Source organism: Nocardia sp. NPDC050412 (genome assembly GCF_044458825.1).
In the GTDB taxonomy this organism is placed as follows: domain Bacteria; phylum Actinomycetota; class Actinomycetes; order Mycobacteriales; family Mycobacteriaceae; genus Nocardia.
Genome location: NZ_JBITIJ010000003.1, coordinates 739,899 through 759,852 on the forward strand (window position 1 = coordinate 739,899; position 19,954 = coordinate 759,852).

At 64.2% G+C, this 19,954-nt stretch carries 19 protein-coding genes and 1 pseudogene; 9 read left to right on the forward strand and 11 right to left on the reverse strand.

Features of this window, described 5'->3' with window-relative positions:
- Positions 1-469: 469 nt before the first annotated feature.
- The 3 genes from ACIBI6_RS11370 to ACIBI6_RS11380 form a co-directional block, all read right to left on the reverse strand.
- A complete protein-coding gene (locus ACIBI6_RS11370; protein WP_329409242.1) occupies positions 470-895 on the reverse strand; it encodes a DUF2871 domain-containing protein in 426 nt (141 codons plus the stop codon).
- Between the two features lie 49 nt (positions 896-944).
- A complete protein-coding gene (locus tag ACIBI6_RS11375; protein ID WP_396955948.1) occupies positions 945-1,382 on the reverse strand; it encodes a DUF4267 domain-containing protein in 438 nt (145 codons plus the stop codon).
- Between the two features lie 136 nt (positions 1,383-1,518).
- Positions 1,519-1,905 carry an antibiotic biosynthesis monooxygenase family protein gene (locus ACIBI6_RS11380; protein WP_396955949.1) on the reverse strand — a complete coding sequence of 129 codons (387 nt, stop codon included), beginning with the start codon at positions 1,903-1,905 and terminating at the stop codon, positions 1,519-1,521.
- A gap of 78 nt (positions 1,906-1,983) precedes the next feature.
- Here ACIBI6_RS11380 and ACIBI6_RS11385 point away from each other — a divergent pair, with 78 nt between their 5' ends.
- On the forward strand, positions 1,984-2,472 hold the full coding sequence (locus ACIBI6_RS11385; protein WP_396955950.1) for a MarR family winged helix-turn-helix transcriptional regulator: 489 nt from the start codon (positions 1,984-1,986) through the stop codon (positions 2,470-2,472).
- A 372-nt stretch (positions 2,473-2,844) separates the two neighbouring features.
- Here the strand turns inward: ACIBI6_RS11385 and ACIBI6_RS11390 are convergent, their stop codons facing one another.
- Both ACIBI6_RS11390 and ACIBI6_RS11395 read right to left on the reverse strand, forming a co-directional pair.
- The gene (locus tag ACIBI6_RS11390; protein WP_396955951.1) at positions 2,845-3,867 is read right to left on the reverse strand and encodes a DUF5995 family protein; all 1,023 of its coding nucleotides are present in this window, start codon (positions 3,865-3,867) and stop codon (positions 2,845-2,847) included.
- Between the two features lie 709 nt (positions 3,868-4,576).
- Positions 4,577-5,950, reverse strand: coding sequence for a DEAD/DEAH box helicase (locus tag ACIBI6_RS11395; protein WP_327096571.1), 1,374 nt, complete (start codon positions 5,948-5,950; stop codon positions 4,577-4,579).
- A gap of 468 nt (positions 5,951-6,418) precedes the next feature.
- On the opposite strand from ACIBI6_RS11395, the gene ACIBI6_RS11400 reads away from it, so the two are divergent.
- From ACIBI6_RS11400 to ACIBI6_RS11410, 3 genes and pseudogenes are all read left to right on the forward strand, one after another.
- The gene (locus tag ACIBI6_RS11400; protein ID WP_396955953.1) at positions 6,419-7,075 is read left to right on the forward strand and encodes a hypothetical protein; all 657 of its coding nucleotides are present in this window, start codon (positions 6,419-6,421) and stop codon (positions 7,073-7,075) included.
- Positions 7,060-7,500: an HIT family protein gene (locus ACIBI6_RS11405; RefSeq protein ID WP_396955954.1), complete on the forward strand. Its 441-nt coding sequence runs from the start codon at positions 7,060-7,062 to the stop codon at positions 7,498-7,500. Before ACIBI6_RS11400 ends, ACIBI6_RS11405 begins: the two co-directional genes overlap by 16 nt.
- 294 nt (positions 7,501-7,794) lie before the next feature.
- Positions 7,795-8,153 (forward strand): annotated as a pseudogene (locus ACIBI6_RS11410) (VOC family protein).
- Between the two features lie 114 nt (positions 8,154-8,267).
- On the opposite strand, the gene ACIBI6_RS11415 reads toward ACIBI6_RS11410, so the two are convergent.
- The 4 genes from ACIBI6_RS11415 to ACIBI6_RS11430 all read right to left on the reverse strand — a co-directional run bounded on the left by ACIBI6_RS11415 (position 8,268) and on the right by ACIBI6_RS11430 (position 11,945).
- The gene (locus ACIBI6_RS11415; protein ID WP_396955955.1) at positions 8,268-9,452 is read right to left on the reverse strand and encodes an alanine--tRNA ligase-related protein; all 1,185 of its coding nucleotides are present in this window, start codon (positions 9,450-9,452) and stop codon (positions 8,268-8,270) included.
- A 583-nt stretch (positions 9,453-10,035) separates the two neighbouring features.
- Positions 10,036-10,521: a GNAT family N-acetyltransferase gene (locus ACIBI6_RS11420; RefSeq protein ID WP_396956001.1), complete on the reverse strand. Its 486-nt coding sequence runs from the start codon at positions 10,519-10,521 to the stop codon at positions 10,036-10,038.
- Between the two features lie 196 nt (positions 10,522-10,717).
- Positions 10,718-11,062, reverse strand: a complete 345-nt coding sequence (locus ACIBI6_RS11425; protein WP_396955956.1) for an inositol monophosphatase family protein — start codon at positions 11,060-11,062, stop codon at positions 10,718-10,720.
- A gap of 415 nt (positions 11,063-11,477) precedes the next feature.
- On the reverse strand, positions 11,478-11,945 hold the full coding sequence (locus ACIBI6_RS11430; protein ID WP_396955957.1) for an NUDIX hydrolase: 468 nt from the start codon (positions 11,943-11,945) through the stop codon (positions 11,478-11,480).
- Positions 11,946-12,211: 266 nt separating this feature from the next.
- Here ACIBI6_RS11430 and ACIBI6_RS11435 point away from each other — a divergent pair, with 266 nt between their 5' ends.
- Positions 12,212-12,445 (forward strand): hypothetical protein, encoded by a 234-nt coding sequence (locus ACIBI6_RS11435; protein WP_364339701.1) that lies wholly within the window; start codon positions 12,212-12,214, stop codon positions 12,443-12,445.
- A 516-nt stretch (positions 12,446-12,961) separates the two neighbouring features.
- Here the strand turns inward: ACIBI6_RS11435 and ACIBI6_RS11440 are convergent.
- Positions 12,962-13,177 (reverse strand): hypothetical protein, encoded by a 216-nt coding sequence (locus ACIBI6_RS11440; RefSeq protein ID WP_396955958.1) that lies wholly within the window; start codon positions 13,175-13,177, stop codon positions 12,962-12,964.
- 196 nt (positions 13,178-13,373) lie between these two features.
- On the opposite strand from ACIBI6_RS11440, the gene ACIBI6_RS11445 reads away from it, so the two are divergent.
- Complete coding sequence (locus tag ACIBI6_RS11445; protein WP_396955959.1) at positions 13,374-14,069, forward strand: hypothetical protein; 696 nt, start codon at positions 13,374-13,376, stop codon at positions 14,067-14,069.
- On the opposite strand, the gene ACIBI6_RS11450 is transcribed toward ACIBI6_RS11445, so the two are convergent.
- On the reverse strand, positions 14,045-14,794 hold the full coding sequence (locus tag ACIBI6_RS11450) for an SAM-dependent methyltransferase (protein ID WP_396955960.1): 750 nt from the start codon (positions 14,792-14,794) through the stop codon (positions 14,045-14,047). The genes ACIBI6_RS11445 and ACIBI6_RS11450 overlap by 25 nt on opposite strands.
- Positions 14,795-16,157: 1,363 nt before the next feature.
- Between ACIBI6_RS11450 and ACIBI6_RS11455 the strand changes: the two genes are divergently transcribed.
- From ACIBI6_RS11455 to ACIBI6_RS11465, 3 genes are all read left to right on the forward strand, one after another.
- Positions 16,158-17,555, forward strand: a complete 1,398-nt coding sequence (locus ACIBI6_RS11455) for a nucleobase:cation symporter-2 family protein (protein WP_396955961.1) — start codon at positions 16,158-16,160, stop codon at positions 17,553-17,555.
- Between the two features lie 69 nt (positions 17,556-17,624).
- Entirely contained in the window at positions 17,625-18,713 is a 1,089-nt protein-coding gene (locus tag ACIBI6_RS11460) for a sensor histidine kinase (protein ID WP_396955962.1), read from the forward strand.
- A gap of 573 nt (positions 18,714-19,286) precedes the next feature.
- Positions 19,287-19,949, forward strand: coding sequence for a response regulator (locus tag ACIBI6_RS11465; RefSeq protein ID WP_396955963.1), 663 nt, complete (start codon positions 19,287-19,289; stop codon positions 19,947-19,949).
- Positions 19,950-19,954 lie beyond the last annotated feature (5 nt).

The following is a 19,954-nucleotide window of genomic DNA, read 5'->3' on the forward strand; positions in this document are numbered from 1 at the left end:
GTCGACCCGGCGCAGCCGTACACACCGCACTCCGCATGACGGGACATCCGGTAATGCCGCTTCCCGCGCTGACCGAATCGGCCAGCGCGAAGGGGCGGAAGATCAACGCGCAGAGGGCTTCCGGCATCAAGCAGACATACGCACATGCCGAATGAGGACGTTTCGGGTTCGCATGAAGGACGGCTCGTCGTGAGATGCGTCCGGAGCGTCGTGCCGCCCGCGCCCGTCGAGAACCCACCGGTCGATCAGAATCGGCGGCCCAGGGCCGGCGACCGTCGCGGAGGACCGCGATATGGGTGACGCGGAACCGACCGCCTGCCGGTGGCACGACCTCGGCCTCGTTGGCGCTGACTAGGAACGGTTCGGATCGACCGATGTGCAACATGGACATGTTGAGCTCGTTCCCTCCTAGGCAATGACGAAAAGCACAGTGTGCGTGCGGTATCGGGTGGACCTGTGATGCCGGAGGTCAGGAGGGGGCCATCTCTTCTCGGCGGGCTGTGATGGCCTGGTGCACGGTGAGGAAGAACAGCACGAATCCGATCGTCAGCAGGATGTGACCGCCGCCGGCCAGGTGCGACAGCGGCTTGTATTCGCCGTACCCGAGGACGGTCCGGGCACCGATGATGGTCATGCACGCCACCATCCAGAGGACACCGGCGTTGTAGAGGGCGAAGAACCAGCGATAGGCGCGGGTGTTCGACAGGGCGAGTTGGTATTCGAGCACCAGGACGATCAGGAAGAACAGTGTTCCCAACGCCAGCAGGTGGGTGTGGACCACGGCGAGTTCGGTCTTGCCGGTGAACTGGTGGGCTTTGGTGAGTTCGCGGTAGAACAGGCCTGACGGCAGTCCCAGTGCGGTGTAGCCAACGGCGGCCCAGTAGAGCTGTTTCATCGAGTCCTCGTTCGTGCAATATGGTGCGGTCGTTCGGGACGTGCAGATGTCAGGCGGGCTGCGCGGCGGGCGCCGGGGCGGCGACCTGCTGGGCCTTGGGCGCCTTGCTGGTTTCGCGGAGGATCAGCAGGCCCGTGACCGCGATCAGCGCCGAGGTCAGGCCGTGGACGCCGAACGCGGTGGCCGTGGAGCCGTGGTGGGCCAGGACGTTGATCATGTCGCCGACCGGGGCGACGGCCGTCATCAGCAGGACCCAGCCCAGGGCGTGGCGCTGGCCCGTCACCAGCAGGATGCCCGTGCCCAGGCCCATCGCGAGTTCGCGGCAGCCCTTCACGATGAGGAAGCCGCCGCCGTCGCCGGCGGGCACGTTCGGCAGGCCGAAGCCCTGGGCGGCGGTCCCGGGGGTCAGGACGAACGAGATCGCGAGGTAGAAGGTGAACAGAACGACGGCGGTGGCCAGGACGGTGTTGAGGGTCTTGCGCGACATGATTGTTCTCCAGTGACGTTGTAACGGTGAGCTGTTGTCCGACAAGGCATTCGGCCCTGCAGAGGGGTAATGCCCGGCCGCCTGCGCTCGCGTGCGAGTCGGCCGGGCGTCGAATCTTCGAGTCAGCGTTCGGCGGTCAGCGGGACAGCATCTGGCCGGGTGTCAGCTCGAGGGTGAGGTGGTAGATCATCGGCCGCGCGGTGAGGTCGAGGCCGTCCTGCATCCGCAGTGTCAGCTCACGCCATTCCGGCGTGCCGAGGGCGTTGCTCAAGGCGGTGCCGCTGTCCCAGTCCCCGACGTTGACGAACACCACCTCGGCCGCCTCACCGGCCGCCTGGAACATCCGGGTTCGGCGGAAACCGGACGCGGCCGCCATGTACTGGGCACTATCGCGCCAGCGCTGCAGGAACAGATCCCGCTGTGCCGCGGGGACCGACATCGTGTTGATCACTGTGACCGGGGCGTCGGTGTCAGGGACGGTCGGGGTGGTGGGAACGGCGGGGTTGGTTGGAATAATCGTCATATTGTCACCGTAAGAGACAATATTCTTAGATGTCAATACTGTTATGTGGCAATCCTGTTGAGTTGCTAATGTGAGGTCATGGTGAACCAGCCGCTGGACTCGCGCGCAGTCTTCTTGTTGTCGCAGATCGGTCATCACGTGGCGTACCGGTTCACCGAGCAGCTGGCGCGATTGGATCTGGATCCGGCCCACTTCGCGGTCCTGGGCAACCTGGCGGTTGCGGATGGGCGCAGTCAGCAGGAACTCGCTGATCTGCTGCGGGTGCACCGCAACGCGATGGTCGGATTGGTCGACGAGCTAGAGGAGCGCGCACTGGTGGCCCGGCGCCCGCACCCGGTCGACCGTCGCGCACACGCGGTCCACCTCACCGATCACGCGCGCGAGGTACTCGGGACAGTCCAGGCCGAGGCCGATGCACTGGAATCGGAAATCCTCGCACCACTCGAGGACGCCGAGCGAACCCTTTTCCTTCCGCTGCTTCATCGCATCGCCGCGCACGCCGACCTTCCCGCCGGTATACACCCCGGCCTGCAACGACGGCGCCGCGCACGCCGAGAACCACGGTGAGCTCAGCCCGCGAAGCTTCCCCTGCGCACCGGACCCTCCTCAGCGCCGGCCCCCCGGGCCCGAGACGCCGCGCATCATCGACACCGCCGGGACGATGCGTCATGCGCTGGTCGTCGGGGAGTTGATGCACGACGGCACCAGCGCGGTGGCGGGCACCAGCGGCTACTACATCGACCCGATCGCCCCGCTGGGCTGACTTCAGTAAGGTTGAGTGAGCGATAATGCCGCGCCCCGCGCATTGGCCAGCTGCCCAGATTCGTTGGCTGGCACTGCTTTCCAACGCAAGCAAATGCCGATTACGCGTCGTTCTCGCTAAGCGGTCCGGGTACCCGAGCAGGCCCGCGCAACGGATCCGACGCCTGGTCTGCTGCGTTAGCCAGGTGCGCGTGGGCAGTTCCCGAGGTGCGGTTGAGGATCGTCGCGTGCGAACAGTCTGGCGGCGATTTCGGCGAGCAGGTTCGATACCCCTTCGATCTGTGCGGAGATCAGGCCCCTTTGTTGGGGCGTGGGGGCGAGGAGGAGTTGTTCGGCTGCGCGCCACGCGTATTCGCGCCAGATCTGCATCATCTGACCGACGGACATGAACACCATCGGCTCCACGCCCAGACCGGCGGCCAGTGTGGGGTCGGAATCGCCGTAGAGTGCGGTCAGTTTCTCGAGGACCTGCGGCTCGGCGGCGGTCAGCATGGCGCTGACCCGCTCGGAATCGGGCTTGCGGCTGGCGCCGTCGGGAGCGGTGACGCCCAAATCGGCGATCGTATAGGGCAGGTCGCGTGTGATATGCGCGTTGTAGGCCAGCACCGCGCTGCCGAGCACGGTCACCGAATGGGCATCGGAGGTGCGGAAGTTGTACTGCCAGGCTTCGGGAACGCTGTTTCGGTGGCCGTGGTAGTAGTTGTCGATCGCGTGGAAGTAGTAATCCGCGAAGTGGACATCTTCGTTGTTCAGGTACGCCGGGTCGGCGAATCCGCCGACGGAGCCGGCCGTGTGGCGCTCGGCCTTCGTGATGTCCAGGTAGGTCAGCAGGAACGGCGCGTTGTCGTCACACGTCGCTCGCATGACCGCGGCACGGCGCTCGAGCTCGGCGATGACCTCATCGACACACGACACCTGCCCGGAAGGGCATTCGTTCACCGTCGGCGTGTGCGGAATCGGTAGCGGCGCAAGCTGATACGCCCACGGCAGATACGTTCCGTCGGGCCCGAACAACTGCCGGGTGATCTGCAAAAGAGCCTGCACCGGCGGCAAACCCGCGACCGCGAGCAGCAACCGTGATCCAGGCGAATCGTCGTGCTGAGCCGGTGGGGCGGGATCGGCCGATACCGGACCACTCACAGATACGACCACCGCCAGAGCCAACACCGTCGTCCACACCAGCCGGGCGATACGCACCATCAGATTATCTCAGCCGATAACCCCAGCCGTCCCGAACACGTCGGAATTCACTGCCTGTGGACGCACGAAAATGCCGCATACCGCGCTGTTCTGGCCTGGGCTGGCCGAATAGCGTGTGTCGGTGTGCCTGCTTAGGCCGCTGCCGGCGACGAGAAGATGCAGACGGGTACTTGCGAGCACGGGCCCGTTCGACAGCGACTGTGCCGCCGAGACCCCGACCTGTGGCGCTGCCCGTCCACCATCGGTGCCGACACGGCCGAAGCCAGAAGCCTGCCAATGTTGAACCGCGGGATTGGCCACCCGTTGCGGTGGCGGCCTAATACTGCAACGGCACTCGGTTCGGTGGTGTGCTGGGGGCGGTGTTGGATGTTGTTGCGGCGGAGTCGGATTCGCTGTGTGGGAGGATCGGTGGCCGTTCGCGCGGTCGAAGCCGCGGGGCCGGGCGCGGGGTAGATGGCCGGGTTGGATCGGAAAGGTCCAAGTGTCGTGTCCCGGCGTGTTCCTCTTGGCCACGCCCGCAGATTTCCCGGCTACGCAATCGCACGGCAACCCATCAGGCGCGACTGCCTCGCACTCGATGGGTTGCCCGTCAGTACCGGCGTCATCAGCCACGTTCACCAGCATTCGATGCCTGGCAGTTGGCCGGCGATGCTCAGCGATTCGGCGATCTCGGCATGGGCTTGTCTGGGGGAGCGACCGAAAACGGGCCTTATGCGGCCGTTCCGCGCGCGGAGTGAGCGCGCGGCTTGGCGCGCGACTGACCATGCGCCGCGTTGCGACGACCGCTGCCTTGGCGCGGTCCGCCGCTGCCCCTTCGCGCTCCGCCACTGCTACGGTACGGTCCGCTGCTGCTGCGGCGGTCGTCTTCACGTGCCGCCCGCTCGCTGTAGGAGGGCGCGACGAATGGGGCAATCGTGCCGACGAGTTCGGCCACCACGGGCGAATCGGCGGTGACCCGTTGCGGGGTCACAGTGATCTTGGCCTTGCGCATGATGTCGGCCAGGTCGCGTCGTTCGCCGGGCAGCACCAGGGTGATCACTTCACCGGAGTTGCCAGCCCGCGCGGTACGGCCCGAACGGTGCAGGTACGCCTTGTGTTCGGCGGGCGGATCAACGTGCACGACCAGCTCGACACCGTCGACGTGCACGCCGCGCGCGGCCACATCGGTCGCCACCAACACCAGGGCATCACCGGCGGCGAAGACCGCGAGGTTGCGGTCGCGGGCGCCCTGCGAGAGATTGCCGTGCAGATCGACGGCCGGAATTCCGGCGAGGGTCAGCTGCTTGGCCAGTTTGCGAGCCTGATGTTTGGTGCGCATGAACAGGATTCGCCGACCCGAGCCGGAGGCGAGCCGGTGTACGACCTCGCGCTTGGCTTCGACGCTCGCGGTTTCGAAAACGTGATGGGTCATGGCGGCGACCGGGGAGTTCGCCTCATCGACGGAATGCAGCTTGGCATCCGGCAGGAAGCGGCTGACCAGCTTGTTGACGCCGTTATCCAGGGTGGCTGAGAACAGCAGGCGCTGACCGTCATTCGGGGTGGCCGCGAGAATGCGGGTCACGCCTGGCAGGAACCCGAGATCGGCCATGTGGTCGGCCTCGTCGATCACGGTGACCTCGACGGCATCCAGCGAGATCAGACGTTGGTTCATCAGATCCTCGAGCCGGCCGGGGCAGGCGACGACAATGTCGACACCGGCGCGCAGCGCCCGGACCTGCCGGTTCTGCGGGACCCCACCGAAAATCGTGGTGACGGTCATGCGATAGGCCGCGGCGAGGGGTTCCAGCGCGGCCGTGATCTGGGTGGCCAATTCCCGAGTCGGCGCCAGCACCAGGCCGGTCGGGCGGCTCGGTGCGCGCCTACCGGCGAGACCGCCGCCGAGACGGTTGACCATCGGGATGGCGAAGGCGAGCGTCTTGCCGCTGCCGGTCCGGCCACGGCCCAGCACGTCGCGTCCGGCCAGCGAATCAGGCAGGGTGTCGGTCTGGATCGGAAAAGGTTCGGTGATCCCGGCGCGAGTCAACGCCTTCACCAGCGGTGCGCTCACGCCGAGCGCGGCAAAAGAAATGTCAGCAGAACTCATAGGTGTTGCGGTGCCTTTCGGGCATCAGGTGGTGCCCGAGCCGTCTGTGGACCTTCCGGGTCCGCGCCGGGGCACGAAATGGCGAGATTGCCAATGGGCAAAATCGATCGCCGTAAGAAGAGCGGATACGGCAAGCGCTGGTTGCGAAGCGATGCGATCTACGACGCTTGGCGTGACATGTCACGCACTTGATCAACAATAGCCTGTGATGGGCGGTTCGTACTCATCGGGTGAGGTTTCTCGCCTCTGGCCAGGGATGGGCCGCCAGGCTCGTGTTTCTAGGCCGGAACCGTATTGGCCGGCGGTACGGGAACAGAGTCCGGGGTCAGACTTCGGCGCATGATCTGCGCACGAGACCGCTAGTGCGCCAGTGGCGGGGCGCATTCGCCACCTGCGCGCCACTCACACCGATCCCGACGCCGCCGCCGACGCGCTCGAGGACAAACTAGACGAACTCGGAATCCACTGATGCCACAACAAAATCCAACCCGCGACCGTGCCCTCGTCGACGAGATCGACGCTCTCGTCGATGAACAACTCTCCACACGTCCCGACAGCGGCGCACGTGAGATGTGCCCGCACTGCCACGACGAATGGCACTCCCTACCGATCCGCAAGACGCTGCTGATGACGCGACAGCTGTATTGCGGATGTGAAGACTGCGACCGAATCCTCGACGCCTACGACTACGCCAGCGACACCAGCCCCATCATCTGCCCCGGCTCAACCTTCCACGGCTCACTCGAACCACTCGAGATCCGCGCTGCCCGAGCTGGCGTTATCGTCGTTGATATCGACATCGCCGCACTACTGCGCGAGCCTTCTGCCCCGTCACCACTGCTGCTCCCACCAGCGCCGCCGGACGGGTGTGCGCTGCGGTTCCCGTTCCCTGCGGCGGAGGTGTACCGGGGACCGGTCTGGGCCTACCGGCTCTCACGACACTGGCGCGACACCAACCACGTCGTGGTCATGCACGCCCAACGTGAGATCGACACCGGCGCCGATATGCCTTATCGGGCACGAGGAATGCACGGTGAGCGCCTGCTCCGAATCGAGAGTTCGAGGTGCGCTTGCGCACTAGCTGCCGGAGCAGCGGTATCGTCCCCCGCATGTGGGGGTGCATGATCTGCGACAAACACAACGGGACCGGACCACTGGTGAGCCCGGTGATCCATGTCGACGACCTCGTGGTGGTGACCCACCGGCCCGCCCATGGCGAGTGGGTCCGGCCGGGCTACCTGTTCGTCGAGCCTCGTCGTCACGTTGCGACCGTCGATCTGCTCGACGACGCCGAGACAGTAGCGTTCGCCCGCGCTGTCCGCTCGTCGATCGGTGCCCTGCGGCGGGTTCTCGAACCCGCCCACGTCTTCACCTTCGTGGCGGGCCTGAGCGCGGCCGGTGTCCACCTCCACCAGCACGTCTTCACCCGACCGTCCGACACCGCACGAGATGTACCGTGGCACAACGCCGATTCTCCGGACGCGCCTCAAATCCCTGCATCCGGACTCGATGCGCTCTGTGCCGAGCTGGCGGCAGCGTTACCGGGCTAAGGCGTACCCGAAGTCGACGCACATTGCCGCATACCGCGCTGACCGAACCTGCCAGCGTGGCACCTCGGAAGATCAACGCGCCGTCGGCATCTGCCGCCGTGTGAGCGCACTATCATGCCGAAGAGCGCATTCTGAAACGAGCAGGTGTCCCGATGGTCGGGGCGGTGCATCATCGGCATCCGCGTCGACCAGTGGTCAGTACCGACTGCAAAGCCGTTGCTAGCGTGTATCGCATTGTGAGCGTGGCGATTCGAAGTGGAGACGACGTAAGACTCCGGTCTCTATGGTGGACCGATGGCGTCGGTTAAACAGATCCAAGTTACCTTCGACTGCGCGGAACCTGAGCGCGTCGCTCGTTGCTGGTCTGAGGTATTGGGGTACGAGCACCGGGGCTCAGCATGTATTGATCCCTCAGGTGCGGGCCCGCGCCTGTACTTCCAGCGTGTGCCTGAGGGGCAGGTCGTGAAGAATCGGCTGCATCTTGACGTGCGGGTCGGCACCGGGCTCGTGGGTGACGAGCGCGTGGCTGCACTCGAGTCCGAATGCGCACGACTGGTGGCGCGGTACGCGTGCGACTAGTGCGCGCCGATGGCGTCAACGAGTCGTGCCTGGTGATGCAGGACATCGAGGGCAACGAGTTCTGTCTCGACTGAGTAGCCGAGAACGTGGCACCTTCGCACGGATCCACCTGCGATCAGCACGAACATCCGCTTCTGCCGCTTACGACGCTGATCGGGTCCGCCACGGCCTGATACAGCCCGGACATGTCAACTGACACCGGCTTCGGTGTTCAGGTACATCACGAGATCGCGGGGCAAGCCGTGGGTGTCGTGCAGGTAGTGGTAGTCGTCGTCGGTCAAGGGGCCGGTGAAACGGCTGTGGGACAAGACCTTTTGTCCGCGCTGGAGCAGCAGATCGAATTTGCGTTCCTCGTCGAGCAGGATGGTGCGCACCTCGTGGGAGTGAACAGATTGCCGGAAGTGCCCGAGGGTGTGTTCCACCAGCTCAATCGGCAGGTCGGACAGGGTGCGGGTCGGATCGTCGCGCCTCAGCGTGGTCAGGGTGCGGCGGATCAAACGGCGGAGTACGTGACCGCGACCGGACGGGGATGGCGTGACCCGGTCGCCGAGGACAACGACGCTGGATCGCAGATGGTCCGACAGCAGTCGCAGGGACGGTTCGTCCAGCGGGCCCCAGATTCGGGGCAGGGAGGTCAGCCAGGGCTGGAAAACGTCGATCTCGAAGACGGACTGCGTGTTCCGCAGGATTCGCACCAGCCGTTCCAGACCCAGGCCGGTGTCGATGCCGGGCCGGCGCATTGGTTCGAGGCTGCCGTCGGGATGCCGGACGTATCGCATCATGACGTGATTCCACACCTCCACCCACTGGTCATCGGATGTCGGTGTGCCCTGCGGCATTTCGTCTCCGGTCCAGACGAAGATCTCAGAATCGGGTCCGCAGAGTCCGGTCGGGCCGTTGGACCACCAGTTCGCGTCAGTGGTCGGTTCGACCGGTAAGCCCAGCTCATCCCACGTGCGCCACGATTCGTGGTCAGGCTCGACCTGTTCGTCACCGCCGAACACCGTGACGTATATCCGGCCGGGGTCGATGCCGAAGCCGTCGCGCAGCAGTTCAAATCCCCAACGCAGGCTCTGCGGGCCGCCGTAGTCGCCGAGTGACCAGGACCCGAGCATTTCGAACACGGTGAGGTGGGTGTCGTCACCGACCTCCTCGAGATCGGTGGTGCGCAGGCATCGCTGCAGGCTGGTGAGCCGCTGGCCCAGCGGGTGGGGTCGGCCCATCAGATATGGGGTCAACGGGTGCATCCCGGAGGTGGTGAACAGCACCGGATCCCCCGGCGAGGGAATGAGCGATCCGCCCGGCGTGAGTTCATGCCCGCGTTCGCGGAAGAAGTCGAGGAAGGTCTGAACGGTCTGGTCTGTCGTGATCACGGTAATTGCTCCATCGATGTGAAATCGACCGGAAGCGACCGCACATGGCAAGTCCGGCAACAAGACTGACGCACACCAGCGGACCGTTTCCGGTCGCCGGCATGGGAGAAAGGTCAGGCGGCAGCGACCGGCGAGCTGAGAGCTCGTGCGGCCGCGGCAGCGATTCGTGAATTGACCTTCATGGCTGCACAGTAACAACCAGACCGTGCTGAGCACGACCGATTGTCGGCCGGTGGAGTGATCAGGCGCCCGCTTCGACATCAGCGTCACCGGCTAGTCACGGACGGACACAGCCGACTTCAGGTTCCTTGGCTTATCCGGTCATGCCGCTTCCCGTGCGTTCAACCGAGCGGTCAGGGGCGCGCAACGCCGTGACCGCTGCACCCTGATCGCTTGCCGGGCAAGGCTTCCTGCGCATTGGGCAATGCACGGCAATGCCGATGTGCGTGCGACACGCCAGCTTTGACGCGCCGCAGCGCACCTGGAGAAGGAGCTTGGCCAACGCAGGCTGAAAGTCGTTGGGCGTGCGATCGCCCGAACGCATGCACATGCGGCTCTCCCTGCAGGCGCTGCTGCCTCGGCTTCATTTCGATCGCAACGTCCTCGCCATCATGGTTTTGCTGCCGATCATCGACCTCGGCGCCCTTGCCAACTCGGCATCGTCAAATCCGTTGCGCCGGTACAGCGCAATGGCATGCTCGTTGCGGGGCGAGACCGTGAGCAGCAGGACCTCGGCACTCATCTGTATCGCCCACTGCTTGACCGCCTCCACCAAGCAATCCCCAACCCCTTGCCCTCGAGCTATCCGACTCACCCACAGCGTTCCCAGCTCGACGACGCCGTCCCGCAGGCCTGGGAAGCCACTAACCATCCCTACGGGCCGGCCATCCAACTCAGCTATCAGGTTGCATGATCCGGTGAGGCTCAAACGAGCTCGCCAACGCTCCTCCCGATCACCGTCCCCTTGCCAATCCACGAGCCGTGACGTGAATGCATCGGGAGCATCGGCAAGGGCCTCGAGCCGCAGTCTTCGCCAGACCTTCCAGTCATCGGGATCTACAACCTGCATATCGATCACGATCGAAGAGTGCATGTCGGCGAGGTCGAACGCAATCGAATTGCCCTCACGCAGACTCTCTCCAGTTCCGTCAGATAGAACCGCAACCAGACCAGTACAACAAGTCTCGACAGATGTCCTTTCTATGCCGCTGCGCGGGGCGGGTCAGCCATCCAGGTTCGCTCCAAATCGGTTGGCCAACACGGCTTCAGCGAGGCGACCGAACGCACGATATTGCTGATGTGCGTGCATCGATGAAGTCGGTAAACCCGGATGGCGCACCCGGGTGTTGTTTCAGTTCTGTTCGTGTCCAAGCAAATCGAGCACTTTCTCCTGCAGGCGGCCGTTGGTGAATACGGCGGCGCCGGACGAGATGGGTGCGTCCTTTGTGGAGGTCTCTGAACTGTCCGCCTGCTTCCTCCACGATCGGTACGACGGCGGCAATGTCCCAGTGGCCGGCGGTCAGGTGAAGAAAGATATCGGCCTCCGGCAGCCACGAGCATGGCGCCCTGGTATGCCGCGGCCCAGTCCGACAGCGGGCCACCGTCAGCACACACCGTGCGAGAAGGGCGCTGAATGCCGATATCCGCCGACATCCATGAACAACTGTTGCCGAGGGTGACGAAAGAACTACAAATGCTGACAATCGCTGACGCCATCTTCCGCGAACACCAAGGTCAGAGCCCTAGGGGCTAGATAACGCGCGGGCAACTGACCGGCGCGGGTTCAACCCAGCCCTTACGTGTCCAGTACAGCCGCTCTGGTTTGGTGACGATCCAGCCGTCGACCTCGTATATCGGGCCGTCTCGCGCGTCAGGGCCGACGTGAGTTCGCTGGACATAGTGCCGAGGCGTTGCCTCAGTGTTGTCAAGCTGCGCGGCAGCGATCGCGATGTCCGACTGGCCGCCTTTTATCCTCGTGTTCGGTGAGGATCTGGAACAGCAACTCAGCGCCAAGGCGCGCGTGTCTCAGTGCTGGATCAAGCCACCGACCGGAACGGGAGCAACGTGGCCGGTCGCCGGAACCGTCCGAGCCAGGTTGATGCCGATATCAACAAGTGAAGATCGGCGCAGGCGGGCTACATGGGGGATCGGAGTCCAGATCGACTCAGCGGTTTCACCGTTCGGCTCAGGCCGGAGCTGGCCGCCGGTGACGCGCACCTGGTAGAAAATGCCGACATTCTGGTGCTCGGCACCGGCACGCGCGGCGGCAGCGGGGATCACCCTCGAGTCCACGCCGAGCAGATGTTCAACGATGCCGTCGCATCCGGTTTCTTCAGCGAGTTCCCGGGTGACCGTATCGAACGGATCCTCCGCGTGCTCGACGCCACCACCTGGAAGAGTCCAGCTGATTTCGCCACTCGGTGGAACGTGGCATGCGAGCAGAACCCGACCCTTCTCGATGCACACGGCGTACGCCGCCAATCTGAAACTCATCCCATAACCTCCACCGAACCCTATCCCGACCTCATTTGCCCGAGGTGGGGGTGTTCACCGAGCGCATCCGTGTGGAGGCCCCGATCTACGACGAATTCGTCGACTGGGTCGTATCGAATGTGTGGGCGCTGTGACAGGGCATCGACGGCCCGGACATTGGTGCCGAACTCGAGGCGGTGACGTCCGCTGCGCAGTTCGACGTGGTCATGCGCAGATAACTCGAAATTAGCTATATGGTGCCGGTGTCGCGGAGTAGCCTACGGTCCATGAGCGCATGCGAGGTTTGCGGTAACGATTACGCTATGCCGATCGTCGTCGAGGCTCAGGGAATGCGGCATGTCTTCGACTGCTTCGAATGTGCGATCCACCGCATGGCACCCATCTGCGAGCACTGCAATTGCAAGATCATCGGCCACGGTGTGGAGTCGGACGGCCGATTCTTCTGCTGCGTGCACTGCGCCGTGTCCGAGGGTGCCAAAGGCTTGGTCGACCACGTGTGAGAGCGAGGTCGTCCCGGAACCGGTCAGTCGCATGGAGTTCCAGCCGCTCGGTGTCGGGGCGATGAACTCGCCGCGGTACCGTCTCGCTGGGCTGCGGCTGTGCACGTCCGGGCGGCGGATCATGTTCAACGGCGGCGCCGCTACGGAGGCCCTGGTCAGGATGCGAAAACGGCGGGCCGAACGGCCCGCCGTTCTGTGCTCGGCGCTGATTGCGGCTCAGTTGCCGGGGTTGGCGTCGCGGTCGTGGCTGGTGGGGTGGCCGTCCTTGTCGTACCACGGCAGTTCGCGTCGCGGGTCCAGCCTTCGAATTCGGTGCCGATCAGGCTGTCGACCCCTAGCGTTCCCCCAGGCCGAGTGAGGGGATCGCGCAGGTTCGGACGGGGCATTGCGGCGTCGCGTCCAACCCCATATGGCCAACGCCAACGTTCAGTCCGGGTAATGGCTGCTGATCGAATGCGTCTGTGACGAGCCGACCTTCATGGCTATAGGCCGCAAACCCATACGCCTGCAACTACTTCACGAGGTCCGTTGCAACGAGCCTCTCAAAGCGGCCCGCCGCTCGACTCCGACGACGAAGGTCTGCGTTCGATCACGCTGGATCGCGATATGCAGCGTGCGATCGCCGCGGGCGTGCGCCGTGCGCGTGCTGGTGGCTTTGCGGTCGGCGGTCGCCTCGATCAGCTGGTCTACGTCGGCCCGGTCGAGGGAGGCGGCTACGGCCGCGTCTACCACTGCCCGTTACCGTGCGGTCACTGCGGCAACGATGACATCTCTCGCATTGTTCGGCGACGTTCTTCCTGCGTGCAATTCTGCGGCAATCGCGTCGGCGCAGGTGTTGCACGCCTCGCCCGGTGCGACAGCGCAAACCGAGCTCAACACCGAGATGCGGACGCTGTGGGGTCAGCACATGGACGGGACTTGGGCGGTCGTGGTCGCGTTCGCCGACAATCCCCTCGCACTGCCGCCCAGTCTCGACCGACTGCTGCGCAATCAGGTCGACATCGGTAACGCGTTCGCACCATACTACGGCCAGGAGGTCGGCGGGCAGCTCACCAGCCTTCTGACTATCCACATCTTGCAGGCTGTGCCAGTCCTCACCGCCGCCAGGATCGGCTACCAGCCGGCACTCGACAGGGCAGTCGCGGACTGGCATGGCAACGCTCGAGATATCGCCGACTTCTTCGCTTCGATCAACCCCAACTGGTCGCAGCAGGACATGCGTGAGGCGATGAGCATGCACATCGACCAGACCGTCGCTTACGCAGCCGCCGTCATCGGCGGCAAGTACAGCGACGCGACCGCCAAGTTCGACGAGGCCAAGGCACACATAATGGATGTCGCCGACATCCTCAGCCAGGGCATCATCACCCAGTTCCCGGACAAGTTTCTGAATTCCCGGACCGGCGGACGGGGGCTCGTTTTATATGCACCCGCACTGCTCGGCTCACAAATCACAGTGTCGGACCGGCTTCGCTTGTCGAGCTCTTCGCCCATCGACCTCGAGGTTCGAGTGGTGGTTGCGACCTCAGCATCGAAAGGTGTTGCAGGGACTGGATTTCGACGTCGGAACGGGACAGTCTCCTGGGTGCGGGGGTTGCACTACTTGCGTGCAACGCCCGCGTAGGCGGACACTTGCGCGTCCATTGTCTTCGGGGGTTCGACACCGTCCGGGCGCCAGCGGTGCGGCACCTCTACACCGGGATCGACCAACTTTAGTCCCTGGAAGAACCGCATGAATTCGTCTCGGCTTCGGACTTGGCATGGCAAGCCGCTGCGGCGGTAGATGTCGACCACGGAGCCTATTGCCGTCGGGTCGAAGTCTGGCGTGACGTGTGTCATCACTAGATACGAGCCAGGAACGAGCTCGTCCATCAGAGTCTCGACGATTCCGTAGGGATCCTGCTCGTCGGGGATGAAATGCATCAGCGCGTTGAGACTGAGCGCGACCGGTTGGGCCAGGTCCAGTGTCTCCCGCAATCCCGGGGCGTTGAGAATCTTTTCGGGTGTCGTGACGTCGGCGGAGACGTAGTTGGTACGACCCTCCGGTGAGCTGACCATCAATGCCCTGGCGTGGACGAGCACGATCGGATCGTTGTCGACGTAGACGACTCGCGCGTCGGGCGCAATCTGTTGGGCCACCTGATGCAGATTCGGCTCGGTCGGGATACCGGTTCCGACATCGAGGAATTGACGTATGCCCGCGTTTGCGAGGAACCGTGTCACGCGGTGTATGAACGCCCTGTTCTTCTGCGCGGCCACCCGCACTCCTGGCCAGATGGTCACGACCTGTTCAGCCGCTTGCTCGTCCGCGCTGTAATGGTCCTTGCCGCCGAGGTAGTAGTCATACATTCGGGCGGTGTGGGGCTGATTCTGCCGCAGGTCGACAGGAGGGCCGGGTTTCACGGTCGGAGTCCTTTCGGAGTCGAGGCAACGTCAAGGTAGCAAGCGGGCGTGTTGTTTCAATCTTGTTGGGAAGGTTGCACCTTGCAGCCCACTACAAGCGTGCGACGAGAACTGATTCCATGCTTGCCACGCTAATCTACTGGGCGCCTTGGATTTACCGGTCAGCTCTACTGTCGGACCTGAGATCGAAAGCGCTGGACCGAGTTTCGGGTCCCTTCTGCAGTCATTGCGTCACCGCTGGCCGGGCGAGAAGTTGTATGTGATCGTTGATAACGTCTCCCCGCACAAACGCCGCGAGATGCACGAAAGTGGTGCCCGGTCAACGACGTCGAGTTGGTGTTCCTGCCGACTTACTGCTCGTTGCTGGACTCGATCGGGTCCGAGATTGCCGCACTGCGGTACTTCGCTCCTAACGGCACCGATCACCGCAGCTGCGGCGAGCAGGACGACGCCATCGCCGCCTACATCCGCTGGCGCGACGAGCACCCCGAACCAAAATGCAACGTCGCGGTCGACTCGAAGATCGGGCTGCCCGGCGGCTGGTTGCAACTGAGCGGCGGCTGGAATGACGCGGGCTCACCCTTCGACACGTGCAGGTTGCTTGTGAGTGGTTGTGCGCGAATCGATTCCGTATGCGCTGGATATGAGGAATGTCGGAGAATGGATCTACCGACCGTACGAATGACAGGGCGCAGCTATACGACGGTGCCCTCGATCAGGACACGGGGGTTTCGTGGCTTCGAGGTCGGACTACCCACCGAGTTCTCATCAGCGGACCGCGAGAATGTTACTGGTGGCTGGAGCCGCTCTCGATCAGTTCTCGCAGGAAACAGAGGGGGCAGATGGGGTCGAAAGGAGCTGTCGTGGGGGTTCGGGCTGTGAGTGCAGGCTCCGGCGGCGTGCCGTCCGGGGCTGCGGCCGCGATCGTCGGCTGCAGACCGAGTGCCAGCGAGATCGCTGCGGCAGCAATGATTTTCGGCATGAGACGGTGCACGTGATCCTCCGCGGTGATGCGATGAGCCTTCACGGTATCAAGGTCCGCACCGCGGGCCAAGACACCTGAGTTCTCAGAGGGCCCTCGGTCGGGGGTGCAGAACAGCGGATGGACGGAGCGTCACCTGGTTGCATCACGTCGACTCGCAATAGGCCTGGGGCGATAGTAGAGACAGGGGCAACTAGCCGAACCAACAATGCGGTGTGCCGCCGCGGGACCGAAGACTGGACATACCTACCGTAGCCACACTCGAGTGATGCCTGTCACATTTCCGTGGTGCGGAACATGATTTCCGCGTTCGGAGAGGATGAGGGTATGGGGAAGTCGACTTGGCGTCGCGGCCGGGCGGACAGTGGACGACCGGAGGACGCAAGACACTCGCCGGGACAGTTGGCCGCCTACGGAGCCCAGCACATTCTGACGATGTACGGGGGTGTGATCGCGCCACCGCTGATCGTCGGCGGCGCGGCCGGGCTGTCCGCCGCCGAGATCGGATTACTGGTGACGGCGGCCCTATTCGTATCGGGCCTCGCCACGCTGCTGCAAACCCTCGGAATCGGACCGTTCGGCAGCCGATTGCCCATCGTGCAGGGGGTTTCCTTCGCCGGCGTATCGACCATGGTGGCGATTGCCACCACCGGCGGGTTACGTCCGGTATTCGGCTCCATCATCGTCGCCGGGGTAATCGGATTGGTGCTGTCATCGTTCTTCGCGCAACTGGTGCGAATGTTCCCCGCGGTGGTGACGGGCACGATCATCACCGTGATCGGCCTTTCATTGATGCCGGTCGCCTTCAACTGGGCAATGGGCAACAACTCCGCCGCACCCGACTACGGTTCCCTGGCCAACATCGGATTCGCCGGCCTGACGCTGCTGATCATCCTGGTGATCAGTCGCCTGTTCCAGGGCGCGCTGTCGCGACTGTCGATTCTTATCGGGCTCGTGCTCGGCACCGTCATCGCGGGGTGCGCAGGCAAGGTCGATTTCTCCGAGGTGGGCAACTCCCGCCTGGTCGCGCCGCCGCAGCTGCTGCACTTCGGGGCGCCGACCTTCGAAGTCGGGGCCATAGTCGCGATGACAATCGTGATCCTGGTGACCCTGATCGAAACCACGGCCGACATCCTCACGATCGGCGAAATCGTCGGAACCGACGTCGATGCCAGGCGCGTGGCGGACGGGTTGCGAGCCGACATGCTGTCGACGACGGTTGCGCCGGTCTTCGGATCCTTCACCTGCAGCGCATTCGCGCAAAACGTCGGCCTGGTCGCACTGACCGGAATCAAAAGCAGGTTCGTAGTGGCAACCGGCGGCCTGATTCTCCTGCTGCTCGGCCTGCTCCCGGTGGTCGGCGCGATAGTCGCCGGAATTCCGTACCCGGTACTCGGCGGCGCCGGACTCGTGCTATTCGGATCGGTTGCGGCGAGCGGGATTCGAACTCTGTCCCGGGTGGACTACCAGGACAATCTCAACATGATCATCGTCGCGGTCGGGATCGGCTTCGGCCTCATACCCGTTGCGGCACCGGAATTCTGGGACGCCCTCCCCGAAAGAATCGCAGTGGTCCTCAACTCCGGAATCAGCGCCGCCGCAGTCGCCGCCGTCCTGCTCAACTTGGCCTTCAACGAATGGAAATTCGGCAAACGACCGGGTTCCTCCGTCCTCGCCGCAGCCGTCGACGAGCGCGACCGGCTCGACAACGACGTCAAGCCATAAGCACCCGCACGGTGAGGCGATGGGCACTGCTAACTCGGTCGAGGTGTCGGGCCCGGTAGCGTCGGTGACGTGCGGGATCAGTTCGAGATGGGGCTGTCGCGGCGTTGGCGGGTACTGCTGGTCGCCTGCACCATTGCCACGTTGTTGCCGGTAGTGCTGTTCGTTCCCCGGGCGGTGCCTACGGCCGGTGGCAGAGTCGTCGTGATCGGGTTGGTGGTGTGCCAAGCGGTCGTCGTTTGGTGGATGGACCGTCGGCCTGGTTTTGTCACGGTTTCCTCCCTGTTCGTGGGAGCAGCGTTGGAATTGCTGCACGTTCAGGTGGGTTCGAGCGTCGCGTTGATCGTGCTGACGACCTTTGCTTGGCTGCGCCCCGCACGTACGTCGTTGTGGGGTCTTGCGGCGGCGGTGCTGTTCTTCGCGATTGCGATGGGAACGACCGGGCGGGGGCTGCAAGCGCTGCTGTGGACTGGTGCCGCCCTGCTGGCCTGGAGTTGGGGTGCGTTGGGGCGCGCCAGATCTGCCCAGCGCGACTCCGAAGCCCGGCGTATGGTCCAGCAGGAACGTGCCCGTATCACGCGTGAGCTACACGATGTGCTCGCGCACACGGTGTCGCTGATGGTGCTGCAAGCCGCAGCGGCCAACGATGTTTTCGACACTCACCCCGACAAGGCCCGGGATGCCGTTGCCGCATTGGAGTCCGTTGGCCGACAAGCCCTCGGCGAAGTACGTCGACTGCTCGAGGTGATCGACCGCGACTCGAGCGTTTCGCCTGGACTGGGGGATCTGGACAGGCTGGTGGAGTCGATGTCACAGGTCGGAGTCGAGGTGGTCGTGAACCGGCACGGGACAGATGGCATCGCTGTCGCGTCGAGAGTTGCCGAAGCTGCCTACCGGATCGTGCAAGAGTCGCTGACCAACGTCCTGCGGCACGCGGGAGCCGAACGCGCCGAGGTCGACGTCCGGATCGCCGCGGGGCAACTCGTGGTGGCGATTACCGATAACGGCGGCGGTAGCCGACTCGGTCACGGTAGTGGTCGGGGCCTGGACGGGATGCGGCGACGTGTAACAGAGCTGGGCGGACGATTCGAAGCCGGCCCTAACGCTGCCGGTGGCTTCCGCGTCGCGGCATGGCTTCCGGTCCGGTCGCAACCACGATGAGCAAGTTTCGAATCGGGCCTCACGCCCACCCGAACGGCGCTACCTCACCACCCGGAATCCGTTCCCACGCAGCAGCTCGGCACGGGCGCCGATCATCTCCCGCCTGATGTCATCGCCGCTGACCGCCGGCCATCCGAGGCTGGTCTCCAACTTTCGACAGAGACAAATACAAGCCTGCAAGTTGATGTTCTCGGCTCGGCGACAAGAAACACTGGAGGTACGCCGCAAGGAACCTGCGGCATGAATGCCTGGCGGAGGAAGGAGTCGATCAGTGGTACAGCAGGAATGGCGGGGGACGGTTATCAAGAAGTCGCGTGGGTTGTTCGACGGGGCAAATCTGTACCGGCGCTTGATAGTCCGGCTAGAGGACGGCAGTACCGTGAAGCTCCGGGTGAACCGGGCACTATGGAATACGGTGGAAGCCGGTGATTCAGTTACCAAGCACCTGGGAGCGGATCCGGTGAAGGACTGACATGCCCGCAGGTCCGGATCCGGACACTCGGGTGATTGGATGCTCGCGATGGACCGGCCGCCGCGACGCGCGTGCGCGCGGCAGATCACACGGAGGCGGCGATGACAGTCAGTGTGCTGGTCGCCGATGATCAGGCCTTGGTCCGCACCGGGATTCGGATGATCCTGGAGGCACGCGAGGATATCCGGGTCGTCGGCGAGGCCGGGGACGGGGCGGAGGCGGTGCACCTGGCAGCACAGACACAGCCGGATATCGTGCTGATGGATCTGCGGATGCCTCGTGTCGACGGTGTGCAGGCGACGCAACGACTTTCCGCATTCCAGCCCCGGCCCTCGGTCATCATCCTGACCACCTTCGACGAGGACGAACTGCTGTACGCGGCCCTGCGCGCCGGTGCGGGCGGATTTTTGCTGAAGGACACCCGGCCCGCCGAACTGGTCGAGGCGATACGTGTGGTGGCCAGCGGAGAGGCGCTGCTCGCGCCGCGGGTGACGCGCCGGCTGCTGGATCGGTTCGTCGCCGACATGCGCCCCGAAACGGCGGCAATGCCGGATCTCGCCGATCTCACGAATCGAGAGGTCGAGGTCCTCACACTCATCGCGCAAGCTGCCTCCAACGCCGAGATAGCGGCGAAACTGGATGTCACCGAAGGCACTGTAAAAAGCCATGTTTCGGCGATTCTGCGCAAACTCGGGCTGCGGGATCGAGTGCAGGCGGTGGTGCTCGCCTACGACATCGGGCTGGTCCGGCCTCGGCATTTCTAGGACGC

Excerpts from the sequence above, each read along its gene's own strand:
- ACIBI6_RS11370 (WP_329409242.1), bottom strand. The coding sequence starts at position 895 with ATGAAACAGCTCTACTGGGCCGCCGTTGGCTACACCGCACTGGGACTG.
- ACIBI6_RS11375 (WP_396955948.1), bottom strand. The coding sequence starts at position 1,382 with ATGTCGCGCAAGACCCTCAACACCGTCCTGGCCACCGCCGTCGTTCTG.
- ACIBI6_RS11380 (WP_396955949.1), bottom strand. The coding sequence starts at position 1,905 with ATGACGATTATTCCAACCAACCCCGCCGTTCCCACCACCCCGACCGTC.
- ACIBI6_RS11385 (WP_396955950.1), top strand. The coding sequence starts at position 1,984 with ATGGTGAACCAGCCGCTGGACTCGCGCGCAGTCTTCTTGTTGTCGCAG.
- ACIBI6_RS11390 (WP_396955951.1), bottom strand. The coding sequence starts at position 3,867 with ATGGTGCGTATCGCCCGGCTGGTGTGGACGACGGTGTTGGCTCTGGCG.
- ACIBI6_RS11395 (WP_327096571.1), bottom strand. The coding sequence starts at position 5,950 with ATGAGTTCTGCTGACATTTCTTTTGCCGCGCTCGGCGTGAGCGCACCG.
- ACIBI6_RS11400 (WP_396955953.1), top strand. The coding sequence starts at position 6,419 with ATGCCACAACAAAATCCAACCCGCGACCGTGCCCTCGTCGACGAGATC.
- ACIBI6_RS11405 (WP_396955954.1), top strand. The coding sequence starts at position 7,060 with ATGTGGGGGTGCATGATCTGCGACAAACACAACGGGACCGGACCACTG.
- ACIBI6_RS11420 (WP_396956001.1), bottom strand. The coding sequence starts at position 10,521 with ATGCAGGTTGTAGATCCCGATGACTGGAAGGTCTGGCGAAGACTGCGG.
- ACIBI6_RS11430 (WP_396955957.1), bottom strand. The coding sequence starts at position 11,945 with ATGAGTTTCAGATTGGCGGCGTACGCCGTGTGCATCGAGAAGGGTCGG.
- ACIBI6_RS11435 (WP_364339701.1), top strand. The coding sequence starts at position 12,212 with ATGAGCGCATGCGAGGTTTGCGGTAACGATTACGCTATGCCGATCGTC.
- ACIBI6_RS11450 (WP_396955960.1), bottom strand. The coding sequence starts at position 14,794 with ATGTATGACTACTACCTCGGCGGCAAGGACCATTACAGCGCGGACGAG.
- ACIBI6_RS11455 (WP_396955961.1), top strand. The coding sequence starts at position 16,158 with ATGGGGAAGTCGACTTGGCGTCGCGGCCGGGCGGACAGTGGACGACCG.
- ACIBI6_RS11465 (WP_396955963.1), top strand. The coding sequence starts at position 19,287 with ATGACAGTCAGTGTGCTGGTCGCCGATGATCAGGCCTTGGTCCGCACC.